Origin of the sequence: Allopontixanthobacter confluentis (assembly GCF_009827615.1) — a bacterium.
GTDB lineage: Bacteria > Pseudomonadota > Alphaproteobacteria > Sphingomonadales > Sphingomonadaceae > Allopontixanthobacter > Allopontixanthobacter confluentis.
The window spans coordinates 331520-344751 of sequence record NZ_WTYU01000001.1; the positions used below are offsets into that span (position 1 = coordinate 331520).

The 13232-nt window shown below is 60.9% G+C and carries 15 protein-coding genes; 10 read left to right on the forward strand and 5 right to left on the reverse strand.

The features are described from left to right. Nucleotides 1-45: 45 nt before the first annotated feature. Both cpaB and GRI44_RS01500 read right to left on the reverse strand, forming a co-directional pair. Complete coding sequence (gene cpaB / locus GRI44_RS01495; RefSeq protein WP_160599605.1) at nucleotides 46-1074, reverse strand: Flp pilus assembly protein CpaB; 1029 nt, start codon at nucleotides 1072-1074, stop codon at nucleotides 46-48. An 87-nt stretch (nucleotides 1075-1161) separates the two neighbouring features. Next, entirely contained in the window at nucleotides 1162-1653 is a 492-nt protein-coding gene (locus GRI44_RS01500) for an A24 family peptidase (RefSeq protein ID WP_160599607.1), read from the reverse strand. A 104-nt stretch (nucleotides 1654-1757) separates the two neighbouring features. On the opposite strand from GRI44_RS01500, the gene GRI44_RS01505 reads away from it, so the two are divergent. Beyond that, nucleotides 1758-2738 (forward strand): alpha/beta hydrolase, encoded by a 981-nt coding sequence (locus tag GRI44_RS01505; protein ID WP_160599609.1) that lies wholly within the window; start codon nucleotides 1758-1760, stop codon nucleotides 2736-2738. A 5-nt stretch (nucleotides 2739-2743) separates the two neighbouring features. After that, complete coding sequence (locus GRI44_RS01510; RefSeq protein WP_160599611.1) at nucleotides 2744-3841, forward strand: NAD(P)/FAD-dependent oxidoreductase; 1098 nt, start codon at nucleotides 2744-2746, stop codon at nucleotides 3839-3841. A gap of 128 nt (nucleotides 3842-3969) precedes the next feature. Here the strand turns inward: GRI44_RS01510 and rnhA are convergent, their stop codons facing one another. From rnhA to ispH, 3 genes are read right to left on the reverse strand one after another with little or no spacing between them, the layout of a single operon-like run. After that, complete coding sequence (rnhA, locus tag GRI44_RS01515) at nucleotides 3970-4425, reverse strand: ribonuclease HI (RefSeq protein ID WP_160599613.1); 456 nt, start codon at nucleotides 4423-4425, stop codon at nucleotides 3970-3972. Between the two features lie 15 nt (nucleotides 4426-4440). Then, the gene (thrB, locus tag GRI44_RS01520) at nucleotides 4441-5439 is read right to left on the reverse strand and encodes a homoserine kinase (RefSeq protein WP_160599615.1); all 999 of its coding nucleotides are present in this window, start codon (nucleotides 5437-5439) and stop codon (nucleotides 4441-4443) included. 13 nt (nucleotides 5440-5452) lie between these two features. Beyond that, nucleotides 5453-6484, reverse strand: coding sequence for a 4-hydroxy-3-methylbut-2-enyl diphosphate reductase (gene ispH, locus GRI44_RS01525; protein ID WP_160599617.1), 1032 nt, complete (start codon nucleotides 6482-6484; stop codon nucleotides 5453-5455). Nucleotides 6485-6557: 73 nt separating this feature from the next. Between ispH and GRI44_RS01530 the strand changes: the two genes are divergently transcribed. From GRI44_RS01530 to tatB, 8 genes are all read left to right on the forward strand, one after another. Continuing rightward, nucleotides 6558-7217, forward strand: coding sequence for a hypothetical protein (locus GRI44_RS01530; protein ID WP_160601166.1), 660 nt, complete (start codon nucleotides 6558-6560; stop codon nucleotides 7215-7217). A gap of 73 nt (nucleotides 7218-7290) precedes the next feature. Continuing rightward, nucleotides 7291-9048 carry an arginine--tRNA ligase gene (gene argS, locus GRI44_RS01535; RefSeq protein WP_160599619.1) on the forward strand — a complete coding sequence of 586 codons (1758 nt, stop codon included), beginning with the start codon at nucleotides 7291-7293 and terminating at the stop codon, nucleotides 9046-9048. Between the two features lie 2 nt (nucleotides 9049-9050). Beyond that, nucleotides 9051-9785, forward strand: coding sequence for an SPOR domain-containing protein (locus GRI44_RS01540; protein WP_160599621.1), 735 nt, complete (start codon nucleotides 9051-9053; stop codon nucleotides 9783-9785). A gap of 126 nt (nucleotides 9786-9911) precedes the next feature. Further along, complete coding sequence (gene nagZ, locus GRI44_RS01545) at nucleotides 9912-10931, forward strand: beta-N-acetylhexosaminidase (RefSeq protein WP_160599623.1); 1020 nt, start codon at nucleotides 9912-9914, stop codon at nucleotides 10929-10931. A 68-nt stretch (nucleotides 10932-10999) separates the two neighbouring features. After that, nucleotides 11000-11758, forward strand: coding sequence for a segregation and condensation protein A (locus tag GRI44_RS01550; protein ID WP_232843024.1), 759 nt, complete (start codon nucleotides 11000-11002; stop codon nucleotides 11756-11758). Between the two features lie 62 nt (nucleotides 11759-11820). After that, a complete protein-coding gene (gene scpB, locus GRI44_RS01555) occupies nucleotides 11821-12438 on the forward strand; it encodes an SMC-Scp complex subunit ScpB (RefSeq protein WP_232843025.1) in 618 nt (205 codons plus the stop codon). A 71-nt stretch (nucleotides 12439-12509) separates the two neighbouring features. After that, nucleotides 12510-12761, forward strand: a complete 252-nt coding sequence (gene tatA / locus GRI44_RS01560) for a twin-arginine translocase TatA/TatE family subunit (protein WP_160599629.1) — start codon at nucleotides 12510-12512, stop codon at nucleotides 12759-12761. A 50-nt stretch (nucleotides 12762-12811) separates the two neighbouring features. After that, entirely contained in the window at nucleotides 12812-13225 is a 414-nt protein-coding gene (gene tatB, locus GRI44_RS01565) for a Sec-independent protein translocase protein TatB (protein ID WP_160599631.1), read from the forward strand. Nucleotides 13226-13232: the final 7 nt, after the last annotated feature.

Genomic DNA, 13232 nt, shown 5'->3' on the forward strand with positions numbered 1-13232 from the left:
GGGCCAGTTGCCTGGCGGGCGAAAGCTGTTTCGATCCTGTGCATGTCAGTTCTTTCCTACCGGGACTTCGACTGTTTCCTTGCCGCGCGTCACGCGGACAACCGGGCCCTGGCGGACAGGTGCCGCGCTGACAGATGGCGTGCTGCCACCAGCGGAGGAATTGGCGATATATTGCTGCGGTGCGGGCGCGTTGGCGGTGCCCTGCGGGGGCATGGTGCGGCGCTGGAAGCGCGAGACATCACCACCGGTGACAAAGCTGTTCGATTTGTCACTGGGGCGCGACATGGCCTGCGCGAGGAGCTTTTCCTCTTCTTCAGGGGTCGCATTGTCAGGCACGTTGATTTCACCTGCCGCAATGGCGCGATCGAGTTCAATCTGATTGTCCGCGATGGAGCGGAGTGACAGGCTGAGAGTGCCGATGGTCTGCGCAACGGCAACCTTTTCAGCCATGGTCGGCGTGACTTCCAGCGTAACCGTGCGGAATTCCCGGACCACGGTCTTGCCTTCCAGCTTTTCTGTGGTGGTCGACTGGTCAGTGGCCAGAACGCGCAAGTTGCGAAGCACGGTTTCAGATGCCTTCAGCGGCTGGCCTTCTTCGCCATCGACTGTCTGCGTCAGCACGATATCCACCCGGTCACCCGGAAAGACGAAGCCTGCAACACCGGTCTTGGCCGATACAGGCACTGTAACAGCGCGCATGCCAGGGCCCAGGGCTGCGGCCAGGAAGCCGCGGTCACCGGGGGCCACCAGAGACCCTTGTGTAACCGGTTCGCCTGCAGTGACCTGATGGCGCACGACCGTGCCCAGCAGTTTGGAAATGTCCGCTTCACCTTCGATGAAATAGGCATCCTGCACCATTTCGGCAGGCCACATCTGATAGCTGATCGAATCTGCCGTGATGATCGTGCCAACCGGCAATGCGCGCTGTGCAACCAGAACCTTGGGCCCCTGCGGCACAGCTGCCGCCTCCGCCTGAGGGGCCGATGCCCCTGCAAACATGCTCCGCGCTGCAAGCGCTGTACCGATCGCGATGATCAGTGCTCCGAGCAGCAGAACCAGCTTCTTCCTGTCCATGGCTTTTCAAGCCCCCTATTCGGCCCATTTCGATAAAAGTCGGGCGGTGTGTCTGTCTTGGTTAAGACAAGTTGGTTAAGATCGGGTTTACCCCGCGTTGGCTGCCGCCCCCGCGGCAGGTAGATAATGTGTCGCCAGCACCCACAGGCCAGCGGTCGAAATCGCGACCCCATATGGAATGGCCAGCCTGTCCTTGCGGCGGCGCGCCACGTGCCACGCGCCCATCACAAGGGTGAGCACGCCGCCCACCAGGGCCATCACGATAAGCAGTTTGAGAAACCAGGTCGGCTCGATCCACAGCGCCAGCGCGGTCAACAGCTTCACATCGCCGCCGCCCATTGCGCCCAGCGCAAACAGGCCTGCCAGAATGGCAAAGGCGGCAATGGCAACGCCGATCTGCAGTGCCATATCAGGCCACACATCAAGGCCGGAAGCCCACCAGAACAACGGGGCAGCCAGCGCAATGGCAGCGTTGAGCCAATTGTCGATCTTGCGGCCACGAATGTCGGTAAAGGCTGCAACCAGCAGCGCGATTGCCAATGCGATCAGCAATCCGTAGTGGAAATATCCGCCCTGCATAAAAACCCCCAAAGTCCCCTATGGAGGGTGTTGCTACAGGCCATGGCTTACCAAATAGTAACCAACAGCGGGAGGTTCGTATTAGCCAACACCAGCAAACCGGCATGAACCATGCGGGTGGGCACCCTGTCTTCAACCGCCGATCCATTCCCGATGACGCGGTAGAAAGCGTGTGGACCACAGCCGATGGCCAGCCCATCCGCCGGATCGACTGGCCCGGTGCAGAACGCGATAAAACCGCATTAAAACGCGGCTCTATCCTGTTCATGCCCGGCCGCGGCGATGCATATGAGAAATATCTGGAGACGCTGGAACAGTGGCATCGGCAGGGCTGGAAAGTGACCGCGGCAGACTGGCGCGGGCAGGCAGGGTCAGGCCGTCTGGGTGATGATCCGGTAACCGGACATATTGATGATTTTTCGGTCTGGATTGATGATCTGGCGGCATTCTGGTCCGGCTGGATACACGAGACACCCGGCCCGCATGTGCTTGTCGGCCATTCCATGGGCGGCCATTTGATCCTGCGCGCCGTGGCGGAAAAGCGGGTCTGTCCTGATGCGGTGGTGCTGTCTGCCCCGATGCTGGAGTTTTACGGCTCGCCGCTTCCGATAGCCATTATGCATCTGGCGGCAAAGCTCATGAAAGCTCTTGGCAATCCCAAGCGCCCGGCATGGAAATGGAGCGAGAAACCCGGCGAGATGCCAGTGGGCAGGATTGATTTGCTGACCCATGACAAGGACCGTTATGATGACGAGCTGTTCTGGCGCGATCAGCGCCCGGAACTGGTCATGGGGCCGGGCAGCTGGGGCTGGGTTGAACGCGCCTATGCCTCCATGCGCAGCCTGTTTGCACCGGGCCTGCTGGAATCGGTTGATATTCCCGTGCTGCTGCTGGGCACCAGCAATGACCGGCTGGTTGCCATGCCCGCGATAGAGCGTGCTGCTGCGCGGCTGCCCAAAGCCGAAATTGTCCGTTTTGGTGATGAAGCGCGGCACGAAATTCTGCGGGAGGAAGATGCCGTGCGTGACCGGGTGCTGGCCGCGATTACCGATTTTCTTGATCGCGCTGCGCCAGTGCGGGGTTGAATTTCGTGGCCGGTATATTCGACGTTGCAATTATTGGCGGCGGCATGGCCGGTGCCAGCCTGGCTGCTGAGCTGGGCGCGGATGCACAGGTTCTGCTGCTCGAAGCAGAAGACCGCCCCGGCTATCATGCCACTGGCCGGTCAGCCGCATTCTGGGAAGAATGTTATGGCGGGCCCCAGGTGGTGCCGCTCACTCTGGCGTCTGGCCCATATCTGCGCGAGCATGGCTTTCTCGACCGGCGCGGCGCCTTATATGTCGGGCGTGACCAGGATGCGCCTGCGCTCGACAGTTTCATGGACCGCTTTGCCAATAGCGGGGCCACGATTGAACGTCTGGGCGCGCACGGCCTGGCACAAAAGGTCAGCGGCCTTCGCCAGGAATGGACGGGAGCAGTGTGGGAACCTGCCTGCGCGGATATCGATGTGGCCGGATTGCATGGCCATTATCTTGCGGCCATGCGGCGGAACGGGGTGCAGCTGGAATGCCGCGCCGCTTTGGCGCAGGCCCGCTTCAGCCATGGCGCGTGGGAATTGACGACGCAGGCAGGAAGCCGCTTTCATGCATCAGTGCTGGTGAATGCAGGGGGTGCCTGGGCCGACCAAATTGCGCAGATGGCAGGTATTACCCCGCTGGGCATCACGCCCTTGCGGCGCACGATGGCGCAGTTACGCGTCAATCCGGCACCGCCGCGCGATTTGCCGCTGGTGCTGGATGTATCGGGCAGCTTCTATTTCCGCCCCGAAAACGGGCGCTTGTGGCTTAGCCCCCATGACGAGGAACCTTCGCTTCCCTGCGATGCCGCACCCGAAGAACTGGCCATTGCCACTGCGATCGACCGGCTGGCGAAAGTGGTGGATTGGAAGATAGAAGCGGTTGAACATAAATGGGCCGGATTACGCAGTTTTGCGCCGGACAGACTGCCGGTTTATGGGGCTGACCCCGCCTCATCAGCATTTTTCTGGTTTGCCGGGCAGGGCGGTTTCGGCATCCAGACCGCACCTGCCGCCGCGCGGTTGGCAGCGCAAATGTTGCTGGGCAAGGACGCAGACGCAATGACGCAGGGCCTTGCGCCGGAAACCTATTCACCGGCACGCTTTGGCTAGATTTTCTGGACTGAAATCCATTCCCGCATCGCCAGCGCAAAAACGGGCCGGATACGGAAAGGATGGTGGACAAAGGCTGATCTGACCGGGTTGGCCATTACGCCGGTCTTATTGCGGCAAAGGCGCGTTCAGCCCGCCTTGCGCGCATTGCGCAGCGCCATATCGGCAGCATCACTGGCGAGTGTGTCGACACGTTCATTTTCGACATGGCCGTTGTGGCCTTTTACCCAGTGCCAGTTGATTTCATGGTGCTTGGCCGCCTCGATCAGCTCGTGCCACAGATCTTCGTTTCGCACAGGCTTCTTGCTGGCGGTTTTCCAGCCGCGTTTCTGCCACCCGTCAATCCACTTGGTCATCCCGTCCAGCACATATTTGCTGTCTGAATAAAGATCGACCCGGCATGGTTCGATCAGCGCGTTGAGCGCACGGATGATGGCGGTCATTTCCATCCGGTTGTTGGTTGTATCCGCTTCGCTGCCGGACAGTTCCTTCTCATTCCTGCCCATACGCAGCAGCGCACCCCAGCCGCCCGGGCCGGGATTGCCCTTGCACGCGCCATCGGTGAAAATCTCAACTTGTTTCATGGCTTGCGCCTTGCCTTATCTCGGCGCCGGGGTGAAGGGGCCATCGCCCGCTTCGGCATAAAATTGCAGCCGCTTGACGAAATCCATCGGATCCTTGCGCGCAACCAGCGCATCATCGGGCGTATTGATCCAGTCAAATGCCCTGGTGGCGACAAAGCGCATGGCCGCGCCCTGCGCCAGCAGCGGCAGGGCCGCGCGTTCCGCCTGTGTCAGCGGGCGGATGTCTTCATACCCTGCAACCAGCGCCTGACCGATTTCGGGCTTGAACATGGTGCCAGGCCCGCCAAAGCTCCATGCCGCATGGGTCACGGCCAGATCATATGCGGCCATATCCGTGCAGGCGAAGTAGAAATCGATCATCCCGCTCACATCGTCGCCCAGCATCAGCACATTGTCGGGGAACAGATCGGCATGAATAGTTGTGCGGGGCAAATCATCAGGCCAGCCAGCCATAATGGCGGACAGGTGCGTTTCCACAATTCGGGGCAGGGATGCGTTGATGGTGGCAAGCCCGCTACCGCATTGCTGGAACAGGTCTTGCCAGTCTGGCGGCGCCAGATCGTTCGCGCGAGTGGCTGCAAAATCTGCCGAGGCCACGTGCATTCCCGCCAGCGCCCTGCCAACCGCGCGGGCCTGTGCCGGGCTTGGCCGGTCGATCGATACACCGGGCAGATATTCAATCAGCGCCACAGCCTTGCCATCCATCATCCGGAAGGCAGCGCCGCTGCGGTCGTGAATGGTGCGCGGCACCGGCCCGCCACGGGCGGCAAGATGGTCCAGCAGGCCGAGAAAAAAGGGTAGATCGTCCAGTTCTATCCGACGTTCATACATGGTCAGGATGAAACGGGTGGCCTGCCGCGCCGCGCCATGCCCGTCCGCGCCGCTGGTTTCCAGCAGCCAGTTGCTGTTGGAAACGCCTTCGGCAATGCCCTTGGCAGATAGCAGGCTGCCTACATTATATTCGGCAATCAACCCTGCCAGATCGTCTGCGCCAAGGTGCGTATAGACTGCCATGGGTGCTGCCGCCCTATTCGGTCAATTGGCGGGGCAGTTTGAAGACCATTTTTTCGACCGCGCTGACCAGCGTGTGTTCTTCCACGGTCCGCCACTGCGACAGCAAATCGACAACTTCGCGCACCAGCTTTTCAGGGGCAGAAGCGCCAGCGGTCAGGCCCAGCGTGCCGACCCCGTTCAGCCATGACTGTTCGATTTCGTCTGCCCGCTGGATCAGCCGTGCCGTTGTGCCGCAACGCTGCGCCACTTCCACCAGCCGCAGGGAATTGGAACTGTTGGGCGATCCGATGACCAGCACCAGATCGCTGGCAGGGGCAATTTCCTTCACCGCTGCCTGCCTGTTCGACGTGGCGTAGCAGATGTCTTCTGCCTTGGGCGCGACGATGTTGGGGAATTTGGTCTTGATCGCCGAGACGATTTTGGCCGTGTCATCAACTGACAATGTCGTCTGCGTCAAAAAGGACAGCGCCTTTTCCGGCGGAAAATCCAGCCGCGCCACATCGGCAACCGTTTCCACCAGGGTCATTTCGCCCGGCTGCACCTGGCCCATGGTGCCAATCACTTCGGGATGCCCGCGATGGCCGATAAACAGGATGTGCCGGTTGGCTTCGATCTGGCGTTCGGCCTGCCGGTGGACCTTGCTGACCAGCGGGCAGGTGGCATCCAGATAATCAAGGCCGCGCCGCTGCGCTTCTGCCGGGACGGATTTCGGCACCCCATGGGCGCTGAACACCACCGGGGCGCCATCGGGCACTTCGTCCAGTTCTTCGACGAAGATCGCGCCTTTCGCTTTCAACCCGTCCACCACAAAACGGTTGTGGACGATTTCATGCCGCACATAGACGGGCGCGCCATACCGATCGAGAGCGCGCTCGACGATTTCGATGGCGCGGTCCACTCCGGCGCAAAAACCGCGGGGCGCGGCAATCAGCAGGGTAAGGCCGGGCTTATCGGCTGCTGCGCTGCTGTTCACGGGGGTGCTGTCTTGCGCGGCGGTATCGGCCGGGCGGGATGTGGTGGGGGTGCTATGCAAGGGAGCGTTCATGTCCCCGCCTCTAGCGCTTTGCTGCCGCGCCCGCTAGGGCGGCGTCATTCGATTTTCCAAGGATTGCTCCATGATGCCCAGTCGCCGTCGTCTTTTTGCCATTGCTCCTGTCGTAATGGCAGCGGCCGCATTGTCCGGTTGTTCCCGCGAGGGTGAGCTCGTGATGGCGCAGGGCGTTGGTATTTCTGCGATTCGCACCGTCTGCCCCGCTGTGGGCATTCCTGATTTTACCGGCGATATCACGGTGTTTCGCGACGCGGGCGATCAGACTCTCGGCAATCTGGATATGACCGCGTCGATCACCAATCTGCGCGCCCAGTGCAACGAATCAGGCGAAAAGATTTATTCGGAAGCCACATTCGACGTGCAGGCGCGCCGCATGGACACGCGCGGTGCCCGGCGGGTGGAACTGCCTTATTATTCCGTCATCCTGCGCGGCGGTTCCGCAGTGCAGGCCAAGCGCATTGGCACGGTGACGGTGGATTTTGCTGACGGGCATCAACGCGCGCAGGGTACCGGGCGTGCCGGCGCCTTTATCGACCGGGCCGAGGCGACCCTGCCGGAAGAAATCCGCCAGCAGATCACGCGCAAGCGCAAGGCTGGCGATGCTGATGCGGCGCTGGACCCGCTGGCTGATCCGCAAGTGAAGGCAGCGCTGGCCCGTGCCACGTTCGAATTGCTGGTCGGTTTCCAGCTGACCGAGGACCAGCTGGCCTATAACGCCACCCGTTGAGGCCAGGTTTTGCCGCCTGTAAATCGGGCGGCAATGCTTGCGATTTCGGGCAGTTCGTCTAACCGCTCTGCCCATGTCCACAACAACGCACCCGATCCGCACAATCCACGCTACCTTTGCTGAAAAGGTGGATGCCGTTCTTTCCGCGCTGGAGCTGGAAGGCGCGCTGCCACCGGGCAGCCCGCGCGGAAATGTGGCGGTGGAGCCGCCGCGTGATGCCAGCCACGGCGATCTTGCGACCAATGCAGCGATGGTGCTGGCCAAACAGGCGCGCACCAATCCGCGCGATCTGGCGACGAAAATAGTGGAAAAACTGCTGGCCGATCCTGACGTGGATACGGCCGAAATTGCCGGCCCCGGTTTTATCAACATGCGCCTTTCGCCCGCATCATGGCGGGCTGAACTGGCGGCGATGGCGGCGCTGGGCGCGGATTACGGCAAATCCACGCTGGGCGACGGCGTTACCGTCAACATCGAATATGTCTCTGCCAACCCCACTGGCCCCATGCATATGGGCCACTGCCGGGGCGCAGTGGTGGGCGATGCGCTGGCATCGCTGCTGGAATTTGCGGGCCACAAGGTGATCCGCGAATATTACGTCAATGATGCAGGATCGCAGGTTGATACACTCGCCCGGTCCGCGCATCTGCGCTACCGCGAGGCGCTGGGCGATACGATCGGCGCGATCCCGGAAGGGCTGTATCCGGGTGATTATCTGGTGCCCGTCGGCGAAGCATTGGCAAAAGAACTGGGCGACCGGTTCAAGGCCGTTCCTGAAGAGGAATGGCTGCCCATCTTCCGCGCCCATGCCGTGGATGCGATGCTCGACCTGATCAGGGATGATCTGGCGTTGCTGGGTATCAAGCACGATGTATTTTCATCCGAAGCCGCCTTGCAGGCTGCTGGCAAACCAGCTGAAGCAGAAGCGTGGCTACGCCAGCATGATCTGGTGTATGACGGCATATTGGAAGCGCCCAAGGGCAAGACGCTGGATGATTGGGAGCCGGTGGAACTGCCGCTGTTCCGGTCCACCCGGTTTGGCGATGATCAGGACCGTCCGATCAGGAAATCAGACGGTAAATGGACCTATTTCGGGGCTGACCTCGCCTATCATTTCCAAAAGGCGGAAAACGCCGATGCGCTGATCGATATCTGGGGCGCGGACCATGCCGGTACGGTCAAACGGATCAAGGCTGCGGTTGCCGCGCTGACGGAAGGTGCGGGCCGCGCAATCGCGTTTGATGTGAAGCTGGTGCAGATGGTGCAACTGATGCGCGCTGGCGAGCCGGTGAAAATGTCCAAACGTTCGGGCAGTTTTGTCACTCTGGCGGATGTGGTGGATGAAGTGGGCAAGGATGTGGTCCGCTTCACCATGCTGACCCGCAAACCAGAAGCCCAGATGGAGTTTGATTTTGCCAAGGTCGTGGAAGCGTCCAAGGATAATCCTGTCTTTTACGTCCAATATGCCCATGCGCGCATTCATTCGACGCTGCGCAAGGGCGCGGCGGAAAATCTTGCGCCATCAGATGCACATATCGAACTGTTGGGCGCTGAAGAACTGGAACTGGTCAAGCAGGCCGCGCAATTCCCGCGCATTGTGGAAGCCGCCGCCCTGGCGCGCGAACCGCATCGGCTGGCGTTCTTCCTATATGAACTGGCAGGCGCGTTTCATGCCTATTGGAACATGGGCAATGATAGGCCGGACAAAAGGTTCATCATTGCTGACAATGCCGATCTCAGCAGTGCCAGGCTATTCCTGGCCAGCCAGATCGGGCAGGTAATCCGTAACGGCCTTGCTATCCTGGGGGTAGAGGCAGTCGAGGAGATGTAATCATGGCAGGTCGTGACGGGTTTGACAGTGACGGGAACGGATTTTTTGCCAGCGGACAGCCGACGGGCCAGCTAACCGGCAAAACCGGTGGCGACACTGAAGAACTGTCCCTTACCAACGAGGATGACCGCCTGCCATGGCTTGAATCCGGCGATTATGACGATGATGATGACGCTAATGGCGTCGATACCGGCCGCATTGTCGGCTTTGCGCTGCTGGGCCTTTTGGCGTTGGCAGTGCTGGCAGGGGGTGTGTGGTTCATCTCGAACCGCACATCGAACAGCGAATTTGTCGCCGATGGCAGTGTGATCAAGGCACCTCCGGGCCCGGTGAAGGAGCGGCCGGAAAACCCCGGCGGCAAGACTTTCGCAGGAACCGGCAATGTCGCGCCCGGCGTGGGTGAAGGCAAGGTCAGCGAAGGCCGTCTTGCCAAGACGCCGGAATCCGCCGCGCCAGCAAAACCTGCTCCGGCAGCGGACAGCCCGCCGCAGCCCGCCGCGCCTGTGGGTGTGGGTGTTCAGGTCGGTGCCTATTCCACGCGGGAAAGCGCGCAGCGGGGCTGGGAAGCACTGTCCCGCCAGACAGATGCGATTGCCGGCTTCAGCTACCGCATTGTCGAGGGCAAGGCCGACATTGGCACTGTCTACAGGCTGCAGGCCGTGACGGGGGACCGCACATCAGCCAAGGCGCTGTGCAATGCCTTGCGCAATGACGGGCTGGCCTGTCAGGTGAAATAGGCTTGAAGTAAGTATATCGCCGATTGGCGGGCCTGAAATCATCAGCCTTTTGGACCAGCCATTTTTTACACATCCGGCAGTGCTGAAAGCCTTGCAGAAGCGGTGCGTTCCTGCGACTTTCCAGCCATGACACCTGCAATCTTCGGCACTTCGGGCCTGACGCTTACACCACAGGAACGTGCGTTCTTTCGGGAAGCGGACCCGGCTGGCTACATTCTGTTTGGCCGCAATTGCGAAACGCCTGAACAAGTGCGCGCTTTGACTGATTCCCTGCGCGAATTGCACGGGCGCGATCACCTGTTCATCTGCATTGACCAGGAAGGGGGGCGCGTGGCCCGCCTGCGGCCGCCGCATTGGGCAGGTTTTCCCAATGGCGAAATATTTGACCGGCTGTATGACATTGCCCCTGCCACCGCGATCGAAGCGGCGCGGGCCAATGCAGAAGCGCTGGGCATTGAACTGGCAGAAGCCGGGATTACCGTTGATTGCCATCCGCCGCTGGATGTGCGCCAGCCGGGTGCACATGATGTAATCGGTGACCGGGCACTGGGCTCTGAACCGCTGCGGGTGGCGGCGCTGGGCAGGGCAATTCTTGACGGGCTGGCGCGGGCAGGGGTTGCGGGCTGTGTCAAACATATGCCCGGCCATGGCCGCACCACCACGGACACGCATAAGGAAATGCCGACAGTAACGACCACTGACGAGGAACTGGAAACAGACCTCGCCCCGTTCAGGGCGCTGGCCGATGCACCCATCGGAATGACCGGCCATTTGCTGTTCACCGCCTGGGACACTGAAAATCCGGCGACGCTTTCCAGTACCATCATCCATGATATTATCCGTCAGCGGATTGGCTTTGACGGTCTGTTGCTGACGGATGATATCGACATGGAAGCGCTGTCTGGAACCATTCCGGAACGATCATCGCGCGCAATTGCGGCAGGATGCGATGTGGTGCTGAATTGCTGGGCTAAAATGGATGATATGACCGGCATGGCAAATATTCTGCCCACCATTTCGGACAAGGCCGCTGCACGTCTTCAGCGAGCGTTGGCCCTGACGCGGGTCGGCGAAGCCAACGGCGATAAGGCTGGGCTGATCGCCCGCCGGGACAGCCTCTTTGCAGCGGCGAAGCTGACGGTATGAGCGAGGAAAGCCTTGTGCTGCCATTGGCCGGCGGGGGGCCGGATGCTGGGGTTACCGACGCCAGCGCAATGGGGTGGGATGCGGCTTCGGTGGGCGGGCAGGACGATCAGGCGCTCTACCTGGAACTGGACGGCTGGGAAGGCCCGCTGGACTTGCTGCTTGACCTTGCGCGCCGGCAGAAAGTGGATTTGCGGTCAATTTCCATTCTTGAACTGGTTGACCAATATCTGGGCTATATCGACAGTGCAGAAGCGCTGAAACTGGAACTGGCAGCCGATTATCTGGTGATGGCCGCATGGCTGGCCTATCTCAAATCCTCGCTGCTGCTGCCGCGGGAAGAACAGGAAGATCCCAGCCCCGAAGAACTGGCGCTGAAACTGCAATTGCGGCTTCAGCGGCTTGGCGCCATGCGCGAAGCTGCGGCGCGGCTGATGGCACGTAACCGCATTGGCCGCGATGTGTTTCTGCGCGGCGCGGCTGAAGGTTTGCGGATTGACCGCAAGACGAAGTGGCAATGTGACTGGTTTTCGCTGGTGCAGGGATACGGGCAGGTCAAGGCGCGCACAGCACCGGCGGTCCACATGGTTCGCAACCGGCCGGTCATGACACTGGAAAGCGCGCTTGACCGTGTGTCGGCAATGCTGGGCGTTACGCTGGAATGGATGCGGTTGGAGGAATTTCTGCCGCCGCATGCAGAACCCCGGCTGCGGCGGTCGGCGCTGGCATCCAGTTTCGTGGCAGCGCTTGAACTGGCGCGGCGGGGCAAGGCAGAACTGGCGCAGGACAGTATTTTCGGGCCGTTGCGCCTGCGCCGGATTCCCGCGTGACAGGCTCTGTGCCAGAGCTTGTCCGCGCGGTGGAAGCGACGCTTTTTGCCGCAGAACAACCGATGAGCGCAGAGGCACTGGCCGCCTATCTGGGTGATGCAGCGCTGGCGGACATCCGCGCTGCCTTGAATGAATTGGCCGCACATTACTCGCCGCGCGGGGTGCAACTGGTCGAACGCGCAAAACGGTGGCATTTTGAAACCGCGCCTGATCTGGCGCATTTGCTGCGGCGCGAACGCGAGCAGGTCCGCCGCTTGTCGCGCGCGGCAACAGAAGTGCTGGCAATCATTGCCTATCATGAGCCTGTTAGCCGGGCAGAGATTGAATCCATTCGCGGGGTGCAAACTGCCAAGGGCACGCTGGATGTGCTGTTGGAGGCGGGCTGGGTGCGGGTTGCCGGCCGCAGGGAAGTCCCGGGCAGACCGGTAATTTACGCCACTTCGGCTGATTTCCTGGACCATTTCGGCCTTGAGTCGCGGCGTGACCTGCCGGGCATCGAAGAATTGCGCGCAACCGGCCTGCTGGACCCGGTGGACGACGCCTTCGATGCATTGATGGGGCCGGATGAAGGCAGTGCAGCGGGCCACGCGGATGATGAAGCTGCGCTGGACGTGGCCGCCGCTGGTGGCGCTGAGGGTGAGGCCGCCCATGCTGAGAAAGATTTGCGCAAAGCTGACTGAACCTGTCACGGGCGCTGGCGTATTGGTGTGGGAACGCCTATATTGCGCGCATATCAACTGGAAGGTTCATCATGTCCCTCGGCCCAATTCAGCTTATCATCATTGCTCTTGTCATTCTGGTATTGTTCGGCCGTGGCCGCATATCCGATATGATGGGCGATTTTGGCAAAGGCATTAAGAGTTTCAAGGAAGGCATGAACGAGGACGATACCAAGTCTGCCACGCCTCCTGCACGGATCGAGGGGCCATCCCACGAAGCAAAACCTGCTTCAAAGGCGGCCGAGCATCCAACCCCCGGCGAGCATTCAGACACCAGCCGTTAAAGCCGGCCTGATCTGATTTTGGCCCCTGACGTTTAAGGCGAGCCGCACCCATGTTTGACATTGGCGCAAGCGAATTGCTGGTTATTGTGATCGTGGCCGTATTGGTCATCGGCCCCAAGGACATGCCTCTGGCATTGAGGACTGCGGGCCGGTGGATCGGCAAGGTCCGGCGCGTTTCTGCTCATTTTCGAACCGGGTTTGATGCCATGGTTCGCGAAGCCGAAATGCAGGACATGGAAGAGAAATGGCGGGCGCAGAACGCACGCATCATGGCGGAAAACCCGTCTGGCGAGATGATGCCCATCTCCGGCCCCGACCATCCCGCATCCGACATCAGGTCTGGGACGTCCGGTCTTTCAGATGACCAGAACAGTCTGGCAGAGAATGGACCAGACGGCGGCAATGGCGCAGACACGGCGCCGGACCAGGCCGATCTGCCTTTAGGCAAGCCCAAGGAAAGCTGATGCAGCA

Bases quoted from the DNA above. Each gene is read 5' to 3' on its own strand.
- cpaB (WP_160599605.1), bottom strand. From the start codon at position 1,074: ATGGACAGGAAGAAGCTGGTTCTGCTGCTCGGAGCACTGATCATCGCG.
- GRI44_RS01500 (WP_160599607.1), bottom strand. From the start codon at position 1,653: ATGCAGGGCGGATATTTCCACTACGGATTGCTGATCGCATTGGCAATC.
- GRI44_RS01505 (WP_160599609.1), top strand. From the start codon at position 1,758: ATGAACCATGCGGGTGGGCACCCTGTCTTCAACCGCCGATCCATTCCC.
- rnhA (WP_160599613.1), bottom strand. From the start codon at position 4,425: ATGAAACAAGTTGAGATTTTCACCGATGGCGCGTGCAAGGGCAATCCC.
- thrB (WP_160599615.1), bottom strand. From the start codon at position 5,439: ATGGCAGTCTATACGCACCTTGGCGCAGACGATCTGGCAGGGTTGATT.
- ispH (WP_160599617.1), bottom strand. From the start codon at position 6,484: ATGAACGCTCCCTTGCATAGCACCCCCACCACATCCCGCCCGGCCGAT.
- GRI44_RS01530 (WP_160601166.1), top strand. From the start codon at position 6,558: ATGCCCAGTCGCCGTCGTCTTTTTGCCATTGCTCCTGTCGTAATGGCA.
- argS (WP_160599619.1), top strand. From the start codon at position 7,291: ATGTCCACAACAACGCACCCGATCCGCACAATCCACGCTACCTTTGCT.
- GRI44_RS01540 (WP_160599621.1), top strand. From the start codon at position 9,051: ATGGCAGGTCGTGACGGGTTTGACAGTGACGGGAACGGATTTTTTGCC.
- nagZ (WP_160599623.1), top strand. From the start codon at position 9,912: ATGACACCTGCAATCTTCGGCACTTCGGGCCTGACGCTTACACCACAG.
- GRI44_RS01550 (WP_232843024.1), top strand. From the start codon at position 11,000: ATGGGGTGGGATGCGGCTTCGGTGGGCGGGCAGGACGATCAGGCGCTC.
- scpB (WP_232843025.1), top strand. From the start codon at position 11,821: ATGAGCGCAGAGGCACTGGCCGCCTATCTGGGTGATGCAGCGCTGGCG.
- tatA (WP_160599629.1), top strand. From the start codon at position 12,510: ATGTCCCTCGGCCCAATTCAGCTTATCATCATTGCTCTTGTCATTCTG.
- tatB (WP_160599631.1), top strand. From the start codon at position 12,812: ATGTTTGACATTGGCGCAAGCGAATTGCTGGTTATTGTGATCGTGGCC.